The following is a 14931-nucleotide window of genomic DNA, read 5'->3' on the forward strand; positions in this document are numbered from 1 at the left end:
CGCGGGAGGGAGAACGGGTTCGGTTCCCGGAGATTCAGCCGGCGGCGGTGCGCCGGCGGTCGACGAGCTTGGCGGTGCGATCGGTGATCAGCTGCATCGCGAAGGCCAGCAGCCCGAGCACCACGACGGATCCGTAGAGGATCCGGTCGTCGTAGCCCTGGTAGCCGTCCTGGATCGCGGTCGTGCCCAGACCACCGCCGCCGATGGCACCGGCCATCGCGGCGTAGCCGATCAGCGCCACCGCGGTGACGCCGACGGCTCCGACCAGCGCGGCTCGGGCCTCGCCGAGCAGCACCGTCCACACGATCCGCAGCCTGCTGGAACCGGTCGTGATCGCGGCTTCCACCACGGTGAAACCGACCTCGCGCAACGCGTTCTGCGTCAGCCGCGCGAAGAACGGGATCGCACCGATGGTCAGCGGCACGATCACCGCGCTGCTGCCGATCGAGGTCCCGATCAGCAGCCGGGTGAACGACGCCAGCACCACCAGCAGCACCACGAAGGGCACCGAGCGCACCACGTCCACGATCACGCCGAGCACCTTGTTCAGCACCGGTTTCGGGTTCAGCCCGACCGGAGAGGTCAGGTGCAGCAGCACACCCAGCGGCAACCCGCCGACCACGGCCAGCACGGTCGCCACCAGCACCATGTAAAGCGTTTCGAGCGTTGCCTCGCCCAGTAGTTCGCCGACCTCCGACCAGGGGGTCACATCAGTCACGCAGCAGCAACTCCGTCAACGCTCACCGGGGCGCGCCGGACGTGCGCGTCCCGCTCGATCATCCACTTCAGCGCCGCCTCGGAACGCTCACCGGTCAGGCCGATCTTGAACTTGGCGACCGGGGTGTCGCCGAGGCGGGTCAGGCCACCGCCCAGGATCGCCAGGTCGACGGCGAACCGGTTGGAGGCCTCGGGGAGCAGCGCTCCCACTGCGGCGAAGCCGACCAGCACGATCTCGGCGACCACGTCGTGGCGGCCCGAAGTCGGGCGCAGCGACTCGGCCTGGTCGGTCGGGGGCAGCAGGGTGCCGCTGACCTTGCTGCCGGGTTCGGAGACGAGGTCCAGGACCTTGCCGTGCTCGACGACCTGGCCGTCCTCGAGCACCGCGACGTCGTCGGCGATCTTGCGCACCACCGCCATGTCGTGGGTGACCACGAGGACGGTGACGCCGAGCTCGGCACGCGCGCGGTCGAGCACGGTCAGCACCGAGTCGGTGGTGGACGGGTCCAGCGCGGAGGTCGGCTCGTCGGCCAGCAGCACCGAGGGCTTGGCCGCCAGCGCGCGGGCGACCGCGATGCGCTGGCGCTGACCGCCGGAGAGCTGGTCCGGGTAGACCGACGCCTTGTCGGTCAGGCCGACGAGGTCGAGGAGTTCGCCGACGCGGTTGCGCCGCTGCGGGCCGCCGATGCCGGCGGCCTCCAGCGGCAGCGCGACGTTGCCCGCGGCGGTGCGCTGGCGCAGCAGCGAATCACCTTGCGGCACAACGCCGATCTGCCTGCGGGCGGCGCGCAGCGCCTTGCCGTCCAGCGACACGAGGTCGGTGCCGTCGACGCGGATGGCACCGCCGTCGGGCTTCTCCAGCAGCGCGATGCACCGGGCCAGCGTCGACTTCCCCGCTCCGCTCGGTCCGACCACGCCGCACACCGAACCCGCGTTGACCTCCATCGACACGCCGTCGAGGGCGCGGACGGTGCTGCCGTTGTGCTGGAACGACTTGGTCAGGTTCTCGACTGAGATCACGATCTGCTCCACATCAGCTCGCGATGGCCGCGCCCGCGTTCGGGCAGCAGCCATGGGGAACTTCTAAGGGAAAAGGAAGAGGGGAAGGGCCAGGTCACATCTCGCGACGACAGGCGCAGGTCGTGCGCCTTCCGTGGTCGATGAACCGTCGCTGCGTGAGCAGTTCCCTGATGTGGGGTACCTCGAACCGGGCGTTGCCGGTGGCAGACAGGTTCGCTAACCGCGCGTTGTAATCCACAGCTACTCCATCGGTCCTGGCGTTAGCACCTGCCCGCGATGGGTGGTTGCTGCGGCGTCAACAAGCCAGGTCTCTCAGCCGCTCGGGATGGATTTCCCGAATAGTAGACCCCATCGACAGGGCCCGACGCAAGCTGATAGCGGTCACTGACCGAAATCGTTTGCCACATCACATACCGAGCGGAGCGGGAATTTTTCCGCAGAGGGTGGCGTTTTCGTCACCCTCAGTGATGTCGCAGCGCGTGGCCGCAAGCCGCCGGACGAGTGGTTCAGCTGCTCGACCCGGATGACGCGGCCTCCGCGATCCGGGCGAAATCGGCGATGCGCAACTGCTCTCCGCGCGTCGTCGGGTCGATCCCGGCCGCGCGCAACAACTCCTCCGCCCGCGCCGCCGAACCGGCCCACCCGGACAGCGCGCCGCGCAACGTCTTGCGCCGCTGAGCGAAGGCGGCGTCCACCACGCGGAAGACGTCCTGCCGCGAGGCGCTCGACGGCGGATCGACGCGGTGGAAGGAAACCAGCCCGGAGTCCACGTTCGGCACCGGCCAGAACACCTTGCGCGGCACCGGGCCCGCGCGGCGCACGTCGGCGTACCAGGCCGCCTTCGCGCTCGGCACGCCGTAGACGCGGCTGCCGGGCTCGGCGGCCATCCGGTCGGCGACCTCGGACTGGACCATGACCAGCCCCTTGCGCAGGCTCGGCAGCTCGGCCAGCAGGTGCAGCACCACGGGCACCGCGACGTTGTAGGGCAGGTTGGCGACCAGCGCCGTCGGCGGCTTCGGGAAGTCGGCCGCCTGGACCCGCAGCGCGTCGGCGGGCAGCACGCTCAAGCGGTCGGCCAGCCGGGGCGCGAACTCGCGCGCGGTGCGCGGCAACCGCTCCGCCAGCACCGGGTCGATCTCCACGGCGATGACGGCGCCCGCGGCGGGCAGCAGCGCGAGCGTCAGCGAGCCCAGACCCGGGCCGACCTCCAGCACGACGTCGTCCGGGCCGACCTCGGCCGCGGAGACGATCCGCCGGACCGTGTTCGGGTCGTGCACGAAGTTCTGACCGAGCTTCTTGGTCGGTTTGATGTCCAGCTCGTCGGCCAGCCGACGCACGTCGGCCGGCCCCAGCAACGCCGCCCCCTGCTCATCCACGCGGATGAACCTACCCGCGCCGGTTTCGACCGATCTCACCAGGTCGAAGCGGCGAAGCCGCTTTCTCTTCACCCCACCCTGGCAACTCGCACCGCCGCGGGTTCTCAGCGGCTCTCTGGTGAGGACGGCCACTCCGCCGTGTATTGGACATACATCAGGAGTGGCACCCGCAGTCCAGAGAGCCGCTGAGGTTCCGCTACTCGCACCGCTACGCACGATGAGCGGTGCACAGTTCTCGTCAGTCCAGGCCGAGCTTGGACGAGCAGGACGGCCAGGCGCCGTAGCTGCCTCCGCGGGCGTCGCGGACCTTCTCGGCGACCGCGATCTGCTGCTCGCGGCTGGCCTGGTGCGGGTACGGGGCGTACTGGTCGCCGCCGTAGGCGTCCCAGGTGGACTTGTCGAACTGCAGGCCACCGTAGTAACCGTTGCCGCTGTTCATGGCCCAGTTGCCGGTCGCCTCGCACTGGACGAGCTTGTCCCAGACCGCGCTGTTGGGCGCGGCCTTGCCACCGACGCGGACGACCTTCTCGACCGGCGCCTTGGTGACCTTCTCGTCGATGACCTCGCGATCCGACTCCTCGCCGTTGCGCGTGGAGATGCGGGTGAACTGGATCTTCTCGCCGGCCTCGCCGGGGGACTCGACCCGCTCCTCGCCCTTGAACATCGAGTTGTCGACGATCTCGCGGACCGGCGGCGGAACCGGCACGGTCACGCTGATCACGGAGCTCTGCAGCCGGTCGATGCGCACCTCGGCGCCGGTGACCAGCTTGGCGTCGGCGCCCGGGGTGACCTTGTCGTCCGGACCGAGCTTGAGCTTGCGCTCCTTGACGAGCTCGTCGATGTTGGCGGCGGTGGTGGTCAGCTGCTGCGGCGCACCACTGCCGTCGATGAGCGTGATGTCCTTCTGGGTGCGGACCGACAGCTCCATGCCCTGCTCGGGCACCGGCATGTTGCGGTCGGCGTTGAGGACGGCGCCGTCGGCGTTGACGCCGAGCTGGCGCAGGGCCTGCTCGACGGTCACCGAGCGGACCCACTCCTCGCGGACCTCGCCGTCGACGTTGAGCTTGAGCAGGCGACCGCGGTCGAGGGTGATCGTCTCGCCGTGGCCGACCTCGGCCTGCGGGGAGGGGCTCAGCGCGTCGTGCGCGCCGACGCGGATGCCCTGGTCCTCCAGGACCTCGCCCACGGTGTCGTCGAAGGTGCTGACGGTGCGCGTCTGCCCGTCCACCTCGACGGTGACCGACTTGTCCATCGCGGCGGCGGCGCCACCGGTGCCGGTGAGGCTCAGCAGCACGCCGGCGACCGCGCCCTTGAGGAAGCGGCGCTTCCAGACGGTCATCGCCTCGGTGACCTGCTGCGGCGGGAGAGCACCCGCCTCGCCCTCGGGCATCGCCTCGAGGAAGTCCATCGGCGGCAGGACGGTCGTCTCGGCGTTGATCAGCCGGATGACCTCGTCGACGTCGATCTCGGCCGTCGCGAGCACGTCCTCGGCATCGGGGCCGAGGACGTCGTAGACGTCTTGCGGGGTGATCTCGAAAGCGCCCGGCGGGAAGCTCGGGTGCTCGTCGGACCACTGCGGGTCCGGGCGGTCGAGCAGTCCTACCGCGGTGTGCTGCTCGGTCGGCTGGACCGGGGTGAACCAGTCAGTCGCCGCGTCAAAGGAATCGGCCCAGTAGCCGTCGTTCCGCGAGGTCGCGAAACCGGCATGGCTGGGCTCGCCACGTCCGTTCACAGGGTCGTTACCTCCCGAAGGCGCAAAGTCGCGTCCGCGAAGAACTGAACGTGAGAAACGTTGGGCGAGTTCATGTTTCTCGCGCAACCCCTCTCGTTCCTCGCGTGCGCACAACCTTCGTGCTTCGTGTCTGTATCCGACTCCCGCAAGCCAAATTGCCGCCTAGTCCGCCGCGAGCTCCTTGCGCTCACCGCAGACTTCCCCGACGTACACCGGCGAGACTAACGGGCGTTCCCCATGACTGGTTGTCATCGGTTACGGGGCCGAGACTCTACCGTGATCATGCGGGGCCGCCAAGGACCCGATTCGGACATGCGAGGCCGATTACGCTTGTTTGCCACGCAACCCGACACGATCTGTAGTCAAGATCGGTAAAAATTAGGCCATTCGGGGGGCACCTGCAGGATTCGTTAGCCGCCCCCCGAGCCGCTTGCGTGACATATAACACGCGCCCGAAAGGCGCTGTAACCCATGATCAACCGGGGCGGGCCTGCGAGAACGGCCCCGGACATCGGTTCGGCCCGAGCACGGAGCGCGCTCGGGCCGAACCTCCCCTCCCCACGCACGAGGGAAACGAGTTCCCCTCGCGACGATCTTTCGCGTTGTTGCGGCGACTTCACGTCATCGCGGCAGACCCAGCTTCCGCGAGCACGCCGGCCAGGCGCCGTAACCGCCGCGGGCGTCGCGCACCTTCTGCGCGATCTCGATCTGCTGCTCGCGCGACGCGCGATGCGGGTAGCGGTTGTACCGCTCACCGCCGTAAGCCGCCCAGGTGCTGCGGTTGAACTGCAGGCCGCCGTAGTAACCGTTTCCGGTGTTGGCCGCCCAGTTGCCGCCGGACTCGCACCTCGCGAGCCGGTCCCACACCGCAGCTCGATCGTCATTCGGGGCTGCCGCGGCGTTCGGGGCCACCGCGACCAGGGCGCTACCGCTGATGGCGACAGCAGCCGCCACGGTCCACTTCGTGAATCTATGCAACTTCACTGCACATCCTCACAACCGATGGTTCCGGTGTGGGAGGACCTCCGCAGGCGAGTTCCCCGCGGAGTTCGGGGTGTCCCCCCGTTCCGGCTTCCACTGTGGACGGTAGGAGTCAGCGTGCGGACCGCAAGCGGGCGGAGGAGGAGACCTCCTACCAGAAACCGCAGCGTAGGGAACTACAGGGCTGTGATTACCCCTGTTCGAGGCCGAACACTCGCTCAGCCGTGGCAGTGGTGGCTACAGCGAGCTCATCGACGTTCATGCCACGGAGTTCGGCGAGGTCACGAAGGGTGTAATTGACGCAGTAAGGCTGATTCGGCCGTCCCCGGAACGGGTGCGGGGTCAGGAACGGCGCGTCGGTCTCCACCAGCATCTGCTCCAGCGGGACCGCTTCCGCCGCCTCCCGGAGGCCCTTCGCGTTGCGGAAGGTCGCCGTGCCGGCGAACGAGAGCACGTACCCGGCGTCCACGCAGGACTTCGCGAACTCGGCGTCACCGGAGAAGCAGTGGAAGACCACCTTCTCCGGCGCGCCCTCCTCGTCGAGGATGCGCAGGATGTCGTCGTGCGCCTCGCGGTCGTGGATCATCAGCGGCTTGCCGATCCGCTTCGCGAGGTCGATGTGCCAGCGGAACGCCTCCTGCTGCGGCTCCGGCGGCGAGTAGTCCCAGTAGTAGTCGAGCCCGGTCTCGCCGACGGCGACCACGCGCGGGTGCGCGGCCAGCTCCTCCAGCGTGGCGCGGTCCTCGTCGCCGAAGTCCTTGGTGCGGGTCGGGTGCAGCGCCACGGCGGCGAAGACCCGGTCATCCCAGGTGGCGGCCTCGACGGCCCAGCGCGCGGAGTCGATGTCGTCGGCGACGGTCACGACGCGGCCGACACCGGCGCTCTGCGCGCGGTCGAGCATCTCGCGGACGTCCTCGGCGGTCTTGGCGCCGCAGGCGTCGAGGTGGGTGTGAGCGTCGACAGCCGCTGCCGCCAGCGCCTCGGGCACCGGCGGCAGCTCCTGCCTCTTGTCCTTCTTGCCCATCAGGACTGCTGGATCGGGGCCCACTCCGGGCCGGTCTCGCCGAGTTCGGCATCGAGCTTGGCGAACAGCGGCTTCGGCTTGTCCAGCGGGCGACCCACCTCGATGTCGGCGGACTCCCACTTGGCCTGCTCGGCGGCGTACTCGCCCATCAGCACCGGGTAGGACATCGACGGCTCGTCGAGGTCGTCGACCTCGCGGATCTCCGGCTGCGCCGCCCAGACCCCGGTGCCGCCCAGCAGCTCGTGCACCTTCTGCGCGGAGTGCGGCAGGAACGGCGTGAGCAGCGTGTTGGCGTCGGAGACGACCTGCAGCGCGGTGTGCAGCACCGCGTCGCGGCGGTCCGGGTCCTCCTTGAGCTTCCACGGCTCCTGGTCGGACAGGTACTTGTTGGCCGCCGAGACCACCCGCATCGCCTCCTGCGAGGCGAGCTTGAACCGCGAGCTGCGCAGGTGCGCTCCGACGGTGTCGAAGGCGGCGCGCGCCTGCGCCTTGAGCTCCTCGTCCGCGGGAGCGGGAGCGGTCGGTGCGGGGACCGCGCCGTTGTTCTTGGCCGCCATCGAGATGGACCGGTTGACCAGGTTGCCCCACTCGTTGGCCAGCTCGAAGTTGGTGCGGCGGACGAACTCGTCCCAGGTGAAGTCGGTGTCCTGGTTCTCCGGGCCGGCCACCGAGATGAAGTAGCGCAGGGTGTCCGGGCCGAACTCGCGCAGGAAGTCGCGCACGTAGATCACGGTGCCGCGCGAGGTGGAGAACTTCGAGCCGCTCATGGTGAGGAACTCGCTGGAGACCACCTCGCCGGGCAGGTTCAGCTCGCCGAACGGGCCGGTCGTGCCGCCCTTGTCGCCCTGGCCGTTGTGCCCCATCAGCAGGGTCGGCCAGATCTGGGCGTGGAAGGTGATGTTGTCCTTGCCCATGAAGTAGTAGCCCTGGGCCGACGGGTCGGTCCACCACTTCTTCCAGGCGTCGGGGTCGCCGGTGCGGCGGGCCCACTCCACGCTGGCCGACAGGTAGCCGATGACGGCGTCGAACCACACGTAGAAGCGCTTCATCGGCTGGTCGCGCCAGCCGTCCAGCGGGATCGGCACGCCCCAGTCGAGGTCGCGGCTGATCGCGCGCGGACGCATGTCCTCGACCAGGTTCTGCGCGAACTTGAGCACGTTCGGCCGCCAGCCGTCCCGGGTGGACAGCCACTTGCCCAGCGACTCGGTGAACGAGGGCAGGTCCAGGAACAGGTGCTCGGTCTCGACGAACTCCGGCTTCTCGCCGTTGATCCGCGAGACCGGGTTGCGCAGCTCGGCCGGGTCGAGCTGGTTGCCGCAGTTGTCGCACTGGTCGCCGCGCGCGCCGTCGTAACCGCAGATCGGGCAGGTGCCCTCGATGTAGCGGTCGGGCAGCGTGCGGCCGGTGGACGGGCTGATCGCGCCGGTCGTGGTCTTGGGCAGCACGTAGCCGTTGCGGTGCAGCGCGAGGAAGAGGTCCTGCACCACCTTGTAGTGGTTGCCGGTGGTGGTGCGGGTGAACAGGTCGTAGGACAGGCCGAGGCCCTGCAGGTCCTCGGTGATCACCCGGTTGTACTTGTCGGCGAGCTGCCGCGTGGTCAGGCCCTCGTTCTCCGCCTGGACCGAGATCGGGGTCCCGTGCTCGTCCGTCCCGGAGACCATGAGCACCTGGTTGCCGGCCATTCGCTGGTACCGGGAGAAGACGTCCGAAGGCACACCGAAGCCGGAAACATGACCGATGTGCCGGGGACCGTTGGCATACGGCCAGGCCACAGCGGTCAACACAGAGGCGCTCATGCCCGCCAGCGTAATCGCCTGCTCGTCCTGCGGGGCGGTGCGGGTAGGGGAACCTGAGCGGCTCCGTGGACTCCGCGCGCCACTCCTGATGCATGCCAATGCACGGCGTCGCGGCGTGCTCGCCACGAAGCCGCTGAAGAACCCCCGGCGGTGCCAGCTGCTCGGGTGGGCAAAGCGGAAGCGACTACGTCGCTTGCCTGACGGTCAGATCACTTCCGCGACGCGAGGACCGCGTCGTAGAGCTCCTTCTTGCGGACACCGGCGAGTTCGGCGACCTCGGCCACGGCGTCCTTCAGGCGGATGCCGTCCGCGGCGCGCTCCTCGACCTGCTCGACGAGCTCCGCGGGGTCGGTCGGCGCCGCTCGCTCGGCCCCGCCGAGGACCACCGTGATCTCGCCGCGAACGCCGTCCGCAGCCCATTCGGCCAGGTCACCGAGGCTGCCGCGCTTGATCTCCTCGTAGGTCTTGGTGAGTTCGCGGCACACCGCGGCAGGCCGCTGCTCCCCCAGGACCGAGACGGCGTCGGCGAGGGTGTCGGCCAGCCGGTGCGGCGCCTCGAAGAAGACGCTGGTGCGCTCCTCGGCGACCAGGCGGCCGAAGAACTTCCGCCGGTCCCCCGTCTTGCGCGGCGGGAACCCCTCGAAGCAGAACCGGTCCGAGGGCAGCCCGGACACCGCGAGCGCGGTGGTCACCGCCGACGGGCCGGGCAGGCAGGTCACCGGCAGTCCCTCGGTCACGCACGCCGAGACCAGCCGGTAGCCGGGATCGGACACGCTCGGCATGCCGGCGTCGGTCACCAGCAGCACGGTCCTGCCCTCGCGCAGCGCGTCGAGCAGCATCGGAGCGCGCGCGGACTCCACGGCCTCGTAGTAGCTGACGACCTTGCCGGCCGGGGTGACGCCCAGCGCGCTGGCGAGGTTGCGCACCCGGCGGGTGTCCTCGGCGGCGACCACCTCGGCGGTGCCGAGCGCCTCGATCAGCCGCGCGGACGCGTCGCGGGCATCGCCGAGCGGGGTGGCGGCGAGCAGCAGGGTGCCGGAGTCCATGACCGCACAGCGTAGGCCGCCTGACCCCGGGCGAGAACGCGGCGTAGCCGTGCGGGCCGGGCTTCCGCCACCAGCGCGGAGCGAGGCGATTCCTCGACGGCTCCCAGCGGGGCGTCCCCCGGTCGAGGCGTGCCTGACCCTTACGATCGACGGTGTGAGCGTCCCAGTCCGCAGGTTCGGCGGTGCCGACGAACTCGTCCAGGTAGGCCGCGCACCGGCGGCTCGCCGCCCGGGGGAGACCGACCCGCTGCCACTGCTGGACTCCTCGATGCCCACCGACCGCAGGCGCGGCTGGGTGGTGACGCTGGTGATCACCCTGGTCGCCGGGCTGGTCCGCTTCTGGGACCTGGGCCGGGCCACCGACGAGGGCACTCCGGTCTTCGACGAGAAGCACTACGTCCCGCAGGCGTGGCAGATGCTGCGCAACGGCGGCTACGAGGACAACCCCGGCTACGAGCTGGTGGCGCACCCGCCTGTCGGCAAGCAGATGATCGCGATCGGCGAGTGGCTGCTGGGCTACACGCCGTGGGGCTGGCGGATCATGGCCGCCCTGTTCGGCACCCTGATGGTGCTGCTGATCATCCGCATCGCCCGCCGGATGACGCGCTCGACGCTGCTGGGCGCGGTGGCCGGTGTGCTGCTGATCTGCGACGGCCTCAGCCACGTGCAGTCCCGCGTCGGGATGCTCGACATCTTCCAGGCGCTGTTCCTGCTCGCCGCGTTCTCCTGCCTGCTGGTGGACCGCGACCAGGTGCGCGAACGGCTGTGGCAGGTCTGCTCGGACGGACGGCTGGACCCGTCGACCTGGGGCCCGCGGCTGGGTTTCCGCTGGTGGCGCCTGGGCGCCGGGCTGATGCTCGGCCTGGCCTGCGGGGTCAAGTGGAACGGCATCTACTACATCATGGCGTTCGGCCTGCTCAGCGTGATCTGGGATGCGCTGGCCAGGCGGGCCGCCGGGGTGCGGAGGCCGTGGCGGGCCGCGCTGGTGCGCGACACCGCCCCGGCGCTGTGGGCGCTGGTGGGCCTCCCGCTGCTGGTGTACTTCGCGACCTGGTCGGGCTGGTTCGCCAGCGAGACCGCGACCGACCGGCACGCGGTGCTGCTCAACGACGACGTGGGCATGAACGGACTGCCCGACGCGCTGCGATCGCTGCTGTACTACCAGCTCAACGTGCTGGACTTCCACACCCACCTGACCACGCCGTCGACCCCGCACCCGTGGGAGTCCAAGCCGTGGGCGTGGCCTATGGGCATGCGCCCGATGCTCTACTACTACGAGGGCGGGATGCCGGGCTGCGGCCGCAACAGCTGCGTGCAGGCCACGATGCTGATCGGCACCCCGGCGATGTGGTGGCTGGCGCTGCCGGTCGCGGCGTGGTCGGTGTGGCGCGCGGTGTTCCGGCTGGACTGGCGCTACGCGGCGGTCCTGGTCGGCTACGGCGCCGGGTACCTGCCGTGGTTCACGAACCTGTCGCGGCAGATGTACTACTTCTACGCCACGCCGCTGGTCCCGTTCCTGGTGCTGGGGATCGTGCTGGTGCTCGGCCACGTGCTGGGCTCCGCCGAGGACCACTTCGAGCGGCGCAAGACCGGGCTGTTGGCCGTGTCGCTCTACATCGGACTGGTGGTCGCGAACTTCGCGTGGCTGTGGCCGATCCTCAACGGTGATCCGATCACCCACGAGCAGTGGCAGGCCGAGCTGTGGCTGCCGTCCTGGCGCTGATCAGCGCGGTTCCCACCGGAACCAAGACCTGGCCAGCAGGCTGAACAGCACGATCCAGACCAGCAGCGACGCCGCCGACGACAGCGCGTCGCCCTCGCCGGTCACCGCGTGGTGGATCAGCCCGCCGATGCCTCCGCCGGGCAGCGGCAACCACATCGGACCGACGACGGCGACCAGGACGCCGCCCATCAGGGCGAGGAACATCGGCAGCGTGGTGATCTGGGCCTGCTCGGAGGACGAGGTGCGGCCGCTGGTCGCGACACCGGCCGCCAAGCAGAGCGCCATGCCCAGGACCAGGGCGGCCAGCAGCGGCAGCGGGTCCGGGATCGGCGCGCCCATGCTGATCGAGATGACCAGCATCAGCGCCGATTGCAGCACTCCGAGCAGCACCACCGGGGTGAGCAGACCTGCGAGGATCACCACGTCAGAGGCCTCGCCGCTGCGGAGCCGCTTGAGGTAGAGGTCCTCGCGGCGGGAGGCCAGCGCAGCGGTGACGGCGAAGTAGACGGTGAAGCCGAGGACCATCAGCAGCTGGAGGCAGAGCGTGATCGCCCAGGCCTGCGGAGGGGCGTCATCGGGCAGGGTGAAGCCGACCCACAGTCCGACCAGGATCGGCATCAGCAGCGAGCTGACCGCCACGGTCTTGTTGCGCAGCAGGAGTTTCAGCTCGGCTCGGGCCAGAGCCAGGACCACGTTCACGCCTGGGTCTCCTCTCGGACGGACTGGAAGATCTCTTCCAGCGAGGCCGGCTGCGCGCGCAGACCCGAGAGGTCCACGCGACCGTCGGCCCAGGTCAGCAGGGCGTGCAGGTCCTGCTGCAGGTGCGGGGTGCGGATGTCGACGCGGCTGTCGCGCCGTGTCGCGGTGCCGATCAGCGCCGGCAGGCCGAGGTCTTCCGCGGCGTTGAAGGTGATGCGCGCGTGGTGGTCGGCGAGGACGTCGACCAGTCGTCCGGCGACCGCGATGCGTCCTTCGTGCATGATCGCCAGCCGGTGCGCGAGGCGTTCGGCCTCCTCGAGGTAGTGCGTGGTCAGCAGCACCGTGGTTCCCGCGGAGAGCAGGCCGCGCACGAGTTCCCACGTGGTGCGGCGGGACTCGGGGTCCATGCCGACGGTGGGTTCGTCGAGGAACAGCAGGTCGGGTTCGCCGAGCAGGGCCAGCGCGAGGTCGAGGCGCCGGCGCTCACCGCCGGAGAGCTGCTTGACGCGGACGTCGCGGCGCGGGTCGAGCCCCAGCGCGGCGAGCGTTGCGTCCACATCGGACTCGGCGGTGCGCATCCGGCGGGCCAGCTCGGCGGTTTCGGCGACCGTGAGGTCTCCGGCGAATCCGCTGTCCTGCAGCATGATCCCGGTGCGGCTGCGGATCGAGCGGTCGCGCAGCGGGTCGGCGCCGAAGACACGCACCTGCCCCTGCGCCGGGGCCCGGTGGCCCTCGACGGTTTCCAGCACGGTCGTCTTGCCCGCCCCGTTGGTCCCCAGCAGCGCGAACAGCTCACCGGGCAGGACGTCGAAGTCGACTCCTCGCACCGCCTCGAAATCGCCGTAGCGGCAGCGCAGGCCGCGGGCTTCGATCACTGGTGTCATGCGTCCAGCCTGGTCATCCGGGGTTCGCGCCGGTAGAGCGTTCCGTCAGCGCTGCGCGGGTGCGGTGTCAGCGGATCCGATGACTGATGTCATGAGCTCGGCGATCCGGTCCCGCGCAGCGGGCGGATGCACGATGCTGGGGACGTGAACGAGGACCCGACCGAGTTCGACCCGCGACGGCTCGCGCGGCTGCGCCGCTACACGTGGTGGTCGATCGTGCCGATGATGCCGGTCTACGCGGTGTTCCCGGCCATCGACCTGGCCACCGGTGACTACGGCGCGCCCGAGGTCGTGGTGCTCGCGCTGGCCGCGCTGCTGGTCACGGTGGACGGGACGCAGCTGTCGACGCTGCTGATGAGCGGTTTCGGTCACGGCCCCCGCTACCCGGTCGCGCGCGGGCTGGTGGGCGTCGCCGGGCTGGCCGCCGCGGGCTACGCGATGTCGACGAGCCCGTACGGGCTGTTGTGGGTGCTTCCGGTCGGCGGGCTGGTGGGCGTGCACGTGGCGCTGGCGACGCCCCGGCTGCGCTGGCCGATCCAGATCGTCGCGCTGGTGGTCACCACCGCGGTGACGTGGGTGTTCGGCGCGCTCGGCGGCCCGCACCCGATGGTCGGGATGTTCTTCGCCCTCTACGCGATCGTCATCGTGTCGATGATCTCGGCGCTGACGGTGGGCGTGGTGTGGTTCTGGGACATGGTGCTGACGCTGGATCGCGCCCGGTCGGTCAGCGGCGAGCTGGCGATCGCCCGCGAGCGGCTGCGCTTCGCCGCCGACCTGCACGACGTGCAGGGCCACCACCTGCAGGCCATCGCGCTGAAGGCCGAGCTCGCCGAACGCCTCGTCGGCAACGACGACGACGCCGCCCGCGCGCAGGCCGCGGAGGTCGCCGAGCTGGCGCGCACGGCGCTGCGCGACACCCGCGCGGTCGTGCAGGGCTACCGGCGCAGCAACCTGACCGGTGAGCTCACCAACGCGCGGGAGATCCTGGAAGCTGCGGGCGTGAAGACCGAGGTGCGCGGCGACGCGACGCTGGTCCCGCCACCGCTGCAACCGCTGTTCGGGGCGCTGGTGCGGGAGGGGACGACCAACATCCTGCGGCACTCCCGAGCGCGGCACTGCACCCTCGACATCGCCGTCGACGGGTCGCGCACCCGCGTGGTCCTGAGCAACGACGCGGCGAATCCCGCAGGCGGGCAAGAAGGGTCAGGCATCGACGGGCTGCGGCACCGCTTCGCCACGCTGAACGGACACGTGGACTCCCGCCACGACGGCGAGCGCTTCGAACTCATCGGCACGGCCGAGGAACCGGGGGTCGCGCTGTGATCCGCGTGGTGCTGGCCGACGACGAGGACCTGATCAGGGGCGCGCTGGCCGCGCTGCTGGCGCTGGAGCCGGACCTGGAGGTCGTCGCCCAGTGCAGCAACGGCGTCGAAGCGCTGGAGGCGGTTCGCCTGCACCGCCCGGACATCGCCGTGCTCGACCTGGAGATGCCCGAGCTCGATGGGGTCGAGGCCGCCAAGCGGCTCACCGGGGAGATCCCGATCGTGCTGGTCACCCGGCACGCGCGGCCGGGCGTGCTGAAGCGGGCGCTGGCGGCGGGGATTCGCGGTTTCGTCCCGAAGACGACGCCGGCGACCAAGCTCGCGGCGATCCTCCGCGACGTCCAGGCCGGTGGGCGCTACATCGACCCGGAGATCGCGGCCACGGCCCTGACCGGTGACGCCTGCCCGCTGACCGATCGCGAGCTGGAGCTGCTCCGGCACACCCTCAAGGGCGGCACCATCGCCGGCATCGCAGCCGAGGTCCACCTCGCCCAGGGCACAGTGCGCAACTACCTGTCGGCGGCCATGACCAAGCTCGACGTCGCCACCCGCCACGAAGCCGCCCGCCGAGCCTGGCAAGAGGGCTGGATCTGACCCCACCCCATTCGAAT

At 70.2% G+C, this 14931-nt stretch carries 12 protein-coding genes, 1 pseudogene and 1 riboswitch; of the genes and pseudogenes, 3 read left to right on the forward strand and 10 right to left on the reverse strand.

Going from position 1 to position 14931, the window contains the following annotated elements:
• Positions 1-34: 34 nt before the first annotated feature.
• The 8 genes and pseudogenes from KBO27_RS17515 to rsmI all read right to left on the reverse strand — a co-directional run bounded on the left by KBO27_RS17515 (position 35) and on the right by rsmI (position 9692).
• Positions 35-718, reverse strand: a complete 684-nt coding sequence (locus KBO27_RS17515) for a methionine ABC transporter permease (protein ID WP_165944585.1) — start codon at positions 716-718, stop codon at positions 35-37.
• Positions 715-1737 (reverse strand): methionine ABC transporter ATP-binding protein, encoded by a 1023-nt coding sequence (locus KBO27_RS17520; RefSeq protein WP_210971067.1) that lies wholly within the window; start codon positions 1735-1737, stop codon positions 715-717. Before KBO27_RS17520 ends, KBO27_RS17515 begins: the two co-directional genes overlap by 4 nt.
• Before the next feature lie 242 nt (positions 1738-1979).
• Positions 1980-2069: riboswitch (SAM riboswitch) on the reverse strand.
• A gap of 174 nt (positions 2070-2243) precedes the next feature.
• Positions 2244-3113, reverse strand: coding sequence for a 16S rRNA (adenine(1518)-N(6)/adenine(1519)-N(6))-dimethyltransferase RsmA (rsmA, locus tag KBO27_RS17525; RefSeq protein ID WP_307870465.1), 870 nt, complete (start codon positions 3111-3113; stop codon positions 2244-2246).
• A 238-nt stretch (positions 3114-3351) separates the two neighbouring features.
• Complete coding sequence (locus KBO27_RS17530) at positions 3352-4845, reverse strand: resuscitation-promoting factor (protein WP_307870466.1); 1494 nt, start codon at positions 4843-4845, stop codon at positions 3352-3354.
• Between the two features lie 621 nt (positions 4846-5466).
• Positions 5467-5718, reverse strand: a pseudogene (locus KBO27_RS33740) (transglycosylase family protein); the annotation flags it as partial.
• A 298-nt stretch (positions 5719-6016) separates the two neighbouring features.
• Positions 6017-6850: a TatD family hydrolase gene (locus KBO27_RS17540; protein WP_210971069.1), complete on the reverse strand. Its 834-nt coding sequence runs from the start codon at positions 6848-6850 to the stop codon at positions 6017-6019.
• Positions 6850-8646 carry a methionine--tRNA ligase gene (gene metG / locus KBO27_RS17545; protein WP_210971070.1) on the reverse strand — a complete coding sequence of 599 codons (1797 nt, stop codon included), beginning with the start codon at positions 8644-8646 and terminating at the stop codon, positions 6850-6852. Before metG ends, KBO27_RS17540 begins: the two co-directional genes overlap by 1 nt.
• A gap of 209 nt (positions 8647-8855) precedes the next feature.
• Positions 8856-9692 carry a 16S rRNA (cytidine(1402)-2'-O)-methyltransferase gene (gene rsmI / locus KBO27_RS17550; RefSeq protein ID WP_210971071.1) on the reverse strand — a complete coding sequence of 279 codons (837 nt, stop codon included), beginning with the start codon at positions 9690-9692 and terminating at the stop codon, positions 8856-8858.
• A gap of 268 nt (positions 9693-9960) precedes the next feature.
• Here rsmI and KBO27_RS17555 point away from each other — a divergent pair, with 268 nt between their 5' ends.
• Positions 9961-11415 (forward strand): dolichyl-phosphate-mannose--protein mannosyltransferase, encoded by a 1455-nt coding sequence (locus tag KBO27_RS17555; RefSeq protein WP_210971230.1) that lies wholly within the window; start codon positions 9961-9963, stop codon positions 11413-11415.
• Here the strand turns inward: KBO27_RS17555 and KBO27_RS17560 are convergent, their stop codons facing one another.
• Together KBO27_RS17560 and KBO27_RS17565 are read right to left on the reverse strand one after the other, a co-directional pair.
• Positions 11416-12114 carry an ABC transporter permease gene (locus KBO27_RS17560; RefSeq protein WP_210971072.1) on the reverse strand — a complete coding sequence of 233 codons (699 nt, stop codon included), beginning with the start codon at positions 12112-12114 and terminating at the stop codon, positions 11416-11418.
• Complete coding sequence (locus tag KBO27_RS17565; RefSeq protein ID WP_210971073.1) at positions 12111-12998, reverse strand: ABC transporter ATP-binding protein; 888 nt, start codon at positions 12996-12998, stop codon at positions 12111-12113. The genes KBO27_RS17560 and KBO27_RS17565 overlap by 4 nt, the downstream gene beginning before the upstream one ends.
• Positions 12999-13142: 144 nt before the next feature.
• On the opposite strand from KBO27_RS17565, the gene KBO27_RS17570 reads away from it, so the two are divergent.
• The gene (locus tag KBO27_RS17570) at positions 13143-14321 is read left to right on the forward strand and encodes a histidine kinase (RefSeq protein ID WP_307870467.1); all 1179 of its coding nucleotides are present in this window, start codon (positions 13143-13145) and stop codon (positions 14319-14321) included.
• Positions 14318-14914 (forward strand): response regulator transcription factor, encoded by a 597-nt coding sequence (locus tag KBO27_RS17575; RefSeq protein WP_210971074.1) that lies wholly within the window; start codon positions 14318-14320, stop codon positions 14912-14914. The genes KBO27_RS17570 and KBO27_RS17575 overlap by 4 nt, the downstream gene beginning before the upstream one ends.
• Positions 14915-14931: the final 17 nt, after the last annotated feature.

Source organism: Saccharopolyspora endophytica (genome assembly GCF_018070075.1).
Taxonomy (GTDB): domain Bacteria; phylum Actinomycetota; class Actinomycetes; order Mycobacteriales; family Pseudonocardiaceae; genus Saccharopolyspora; species Saccharopolyspora endophytica.

Bases quoted from the DNA above. Each gene is read 5' to 3' on its own strand.
- KBO27_RS17540 (WP_210971069.1), bottom strand. From the start codon at position 6,850: ATGGGCAAGAAGGACAAGAGGCAGGAGCTGCCGCCGGTGCCCGAGGCG.
- metG (WP_210971070.1), bottom strand. From the start codon at position 8,646: ATGAGCGCCTCTGTGTTGACCGCTGTGGCCTGGCCGTATGCCAACGGT.
- rsmI (WP_210971071.1), bottom strand. From the start codon at position 9,692: ATGGACTCCGGCACCCTGCTGCTCGCCGCCACCCCGCTCGGCGATGCC.
- KBO27_RS17565 (WP_210971073.1), bottom strand. From the start codon at position 12,998: ATGACACCAGTGATCGAAGCCCGCGGCCTGCGCTGCCGCTACGGCGAT.
- KBO27_RS17555 (WP_210971230.1), top strand. From the start codon at position 9,961: ATGCCCACCGACCGCAGGCGCGGCTGGGTGGTGACGCTGGTGATCACC.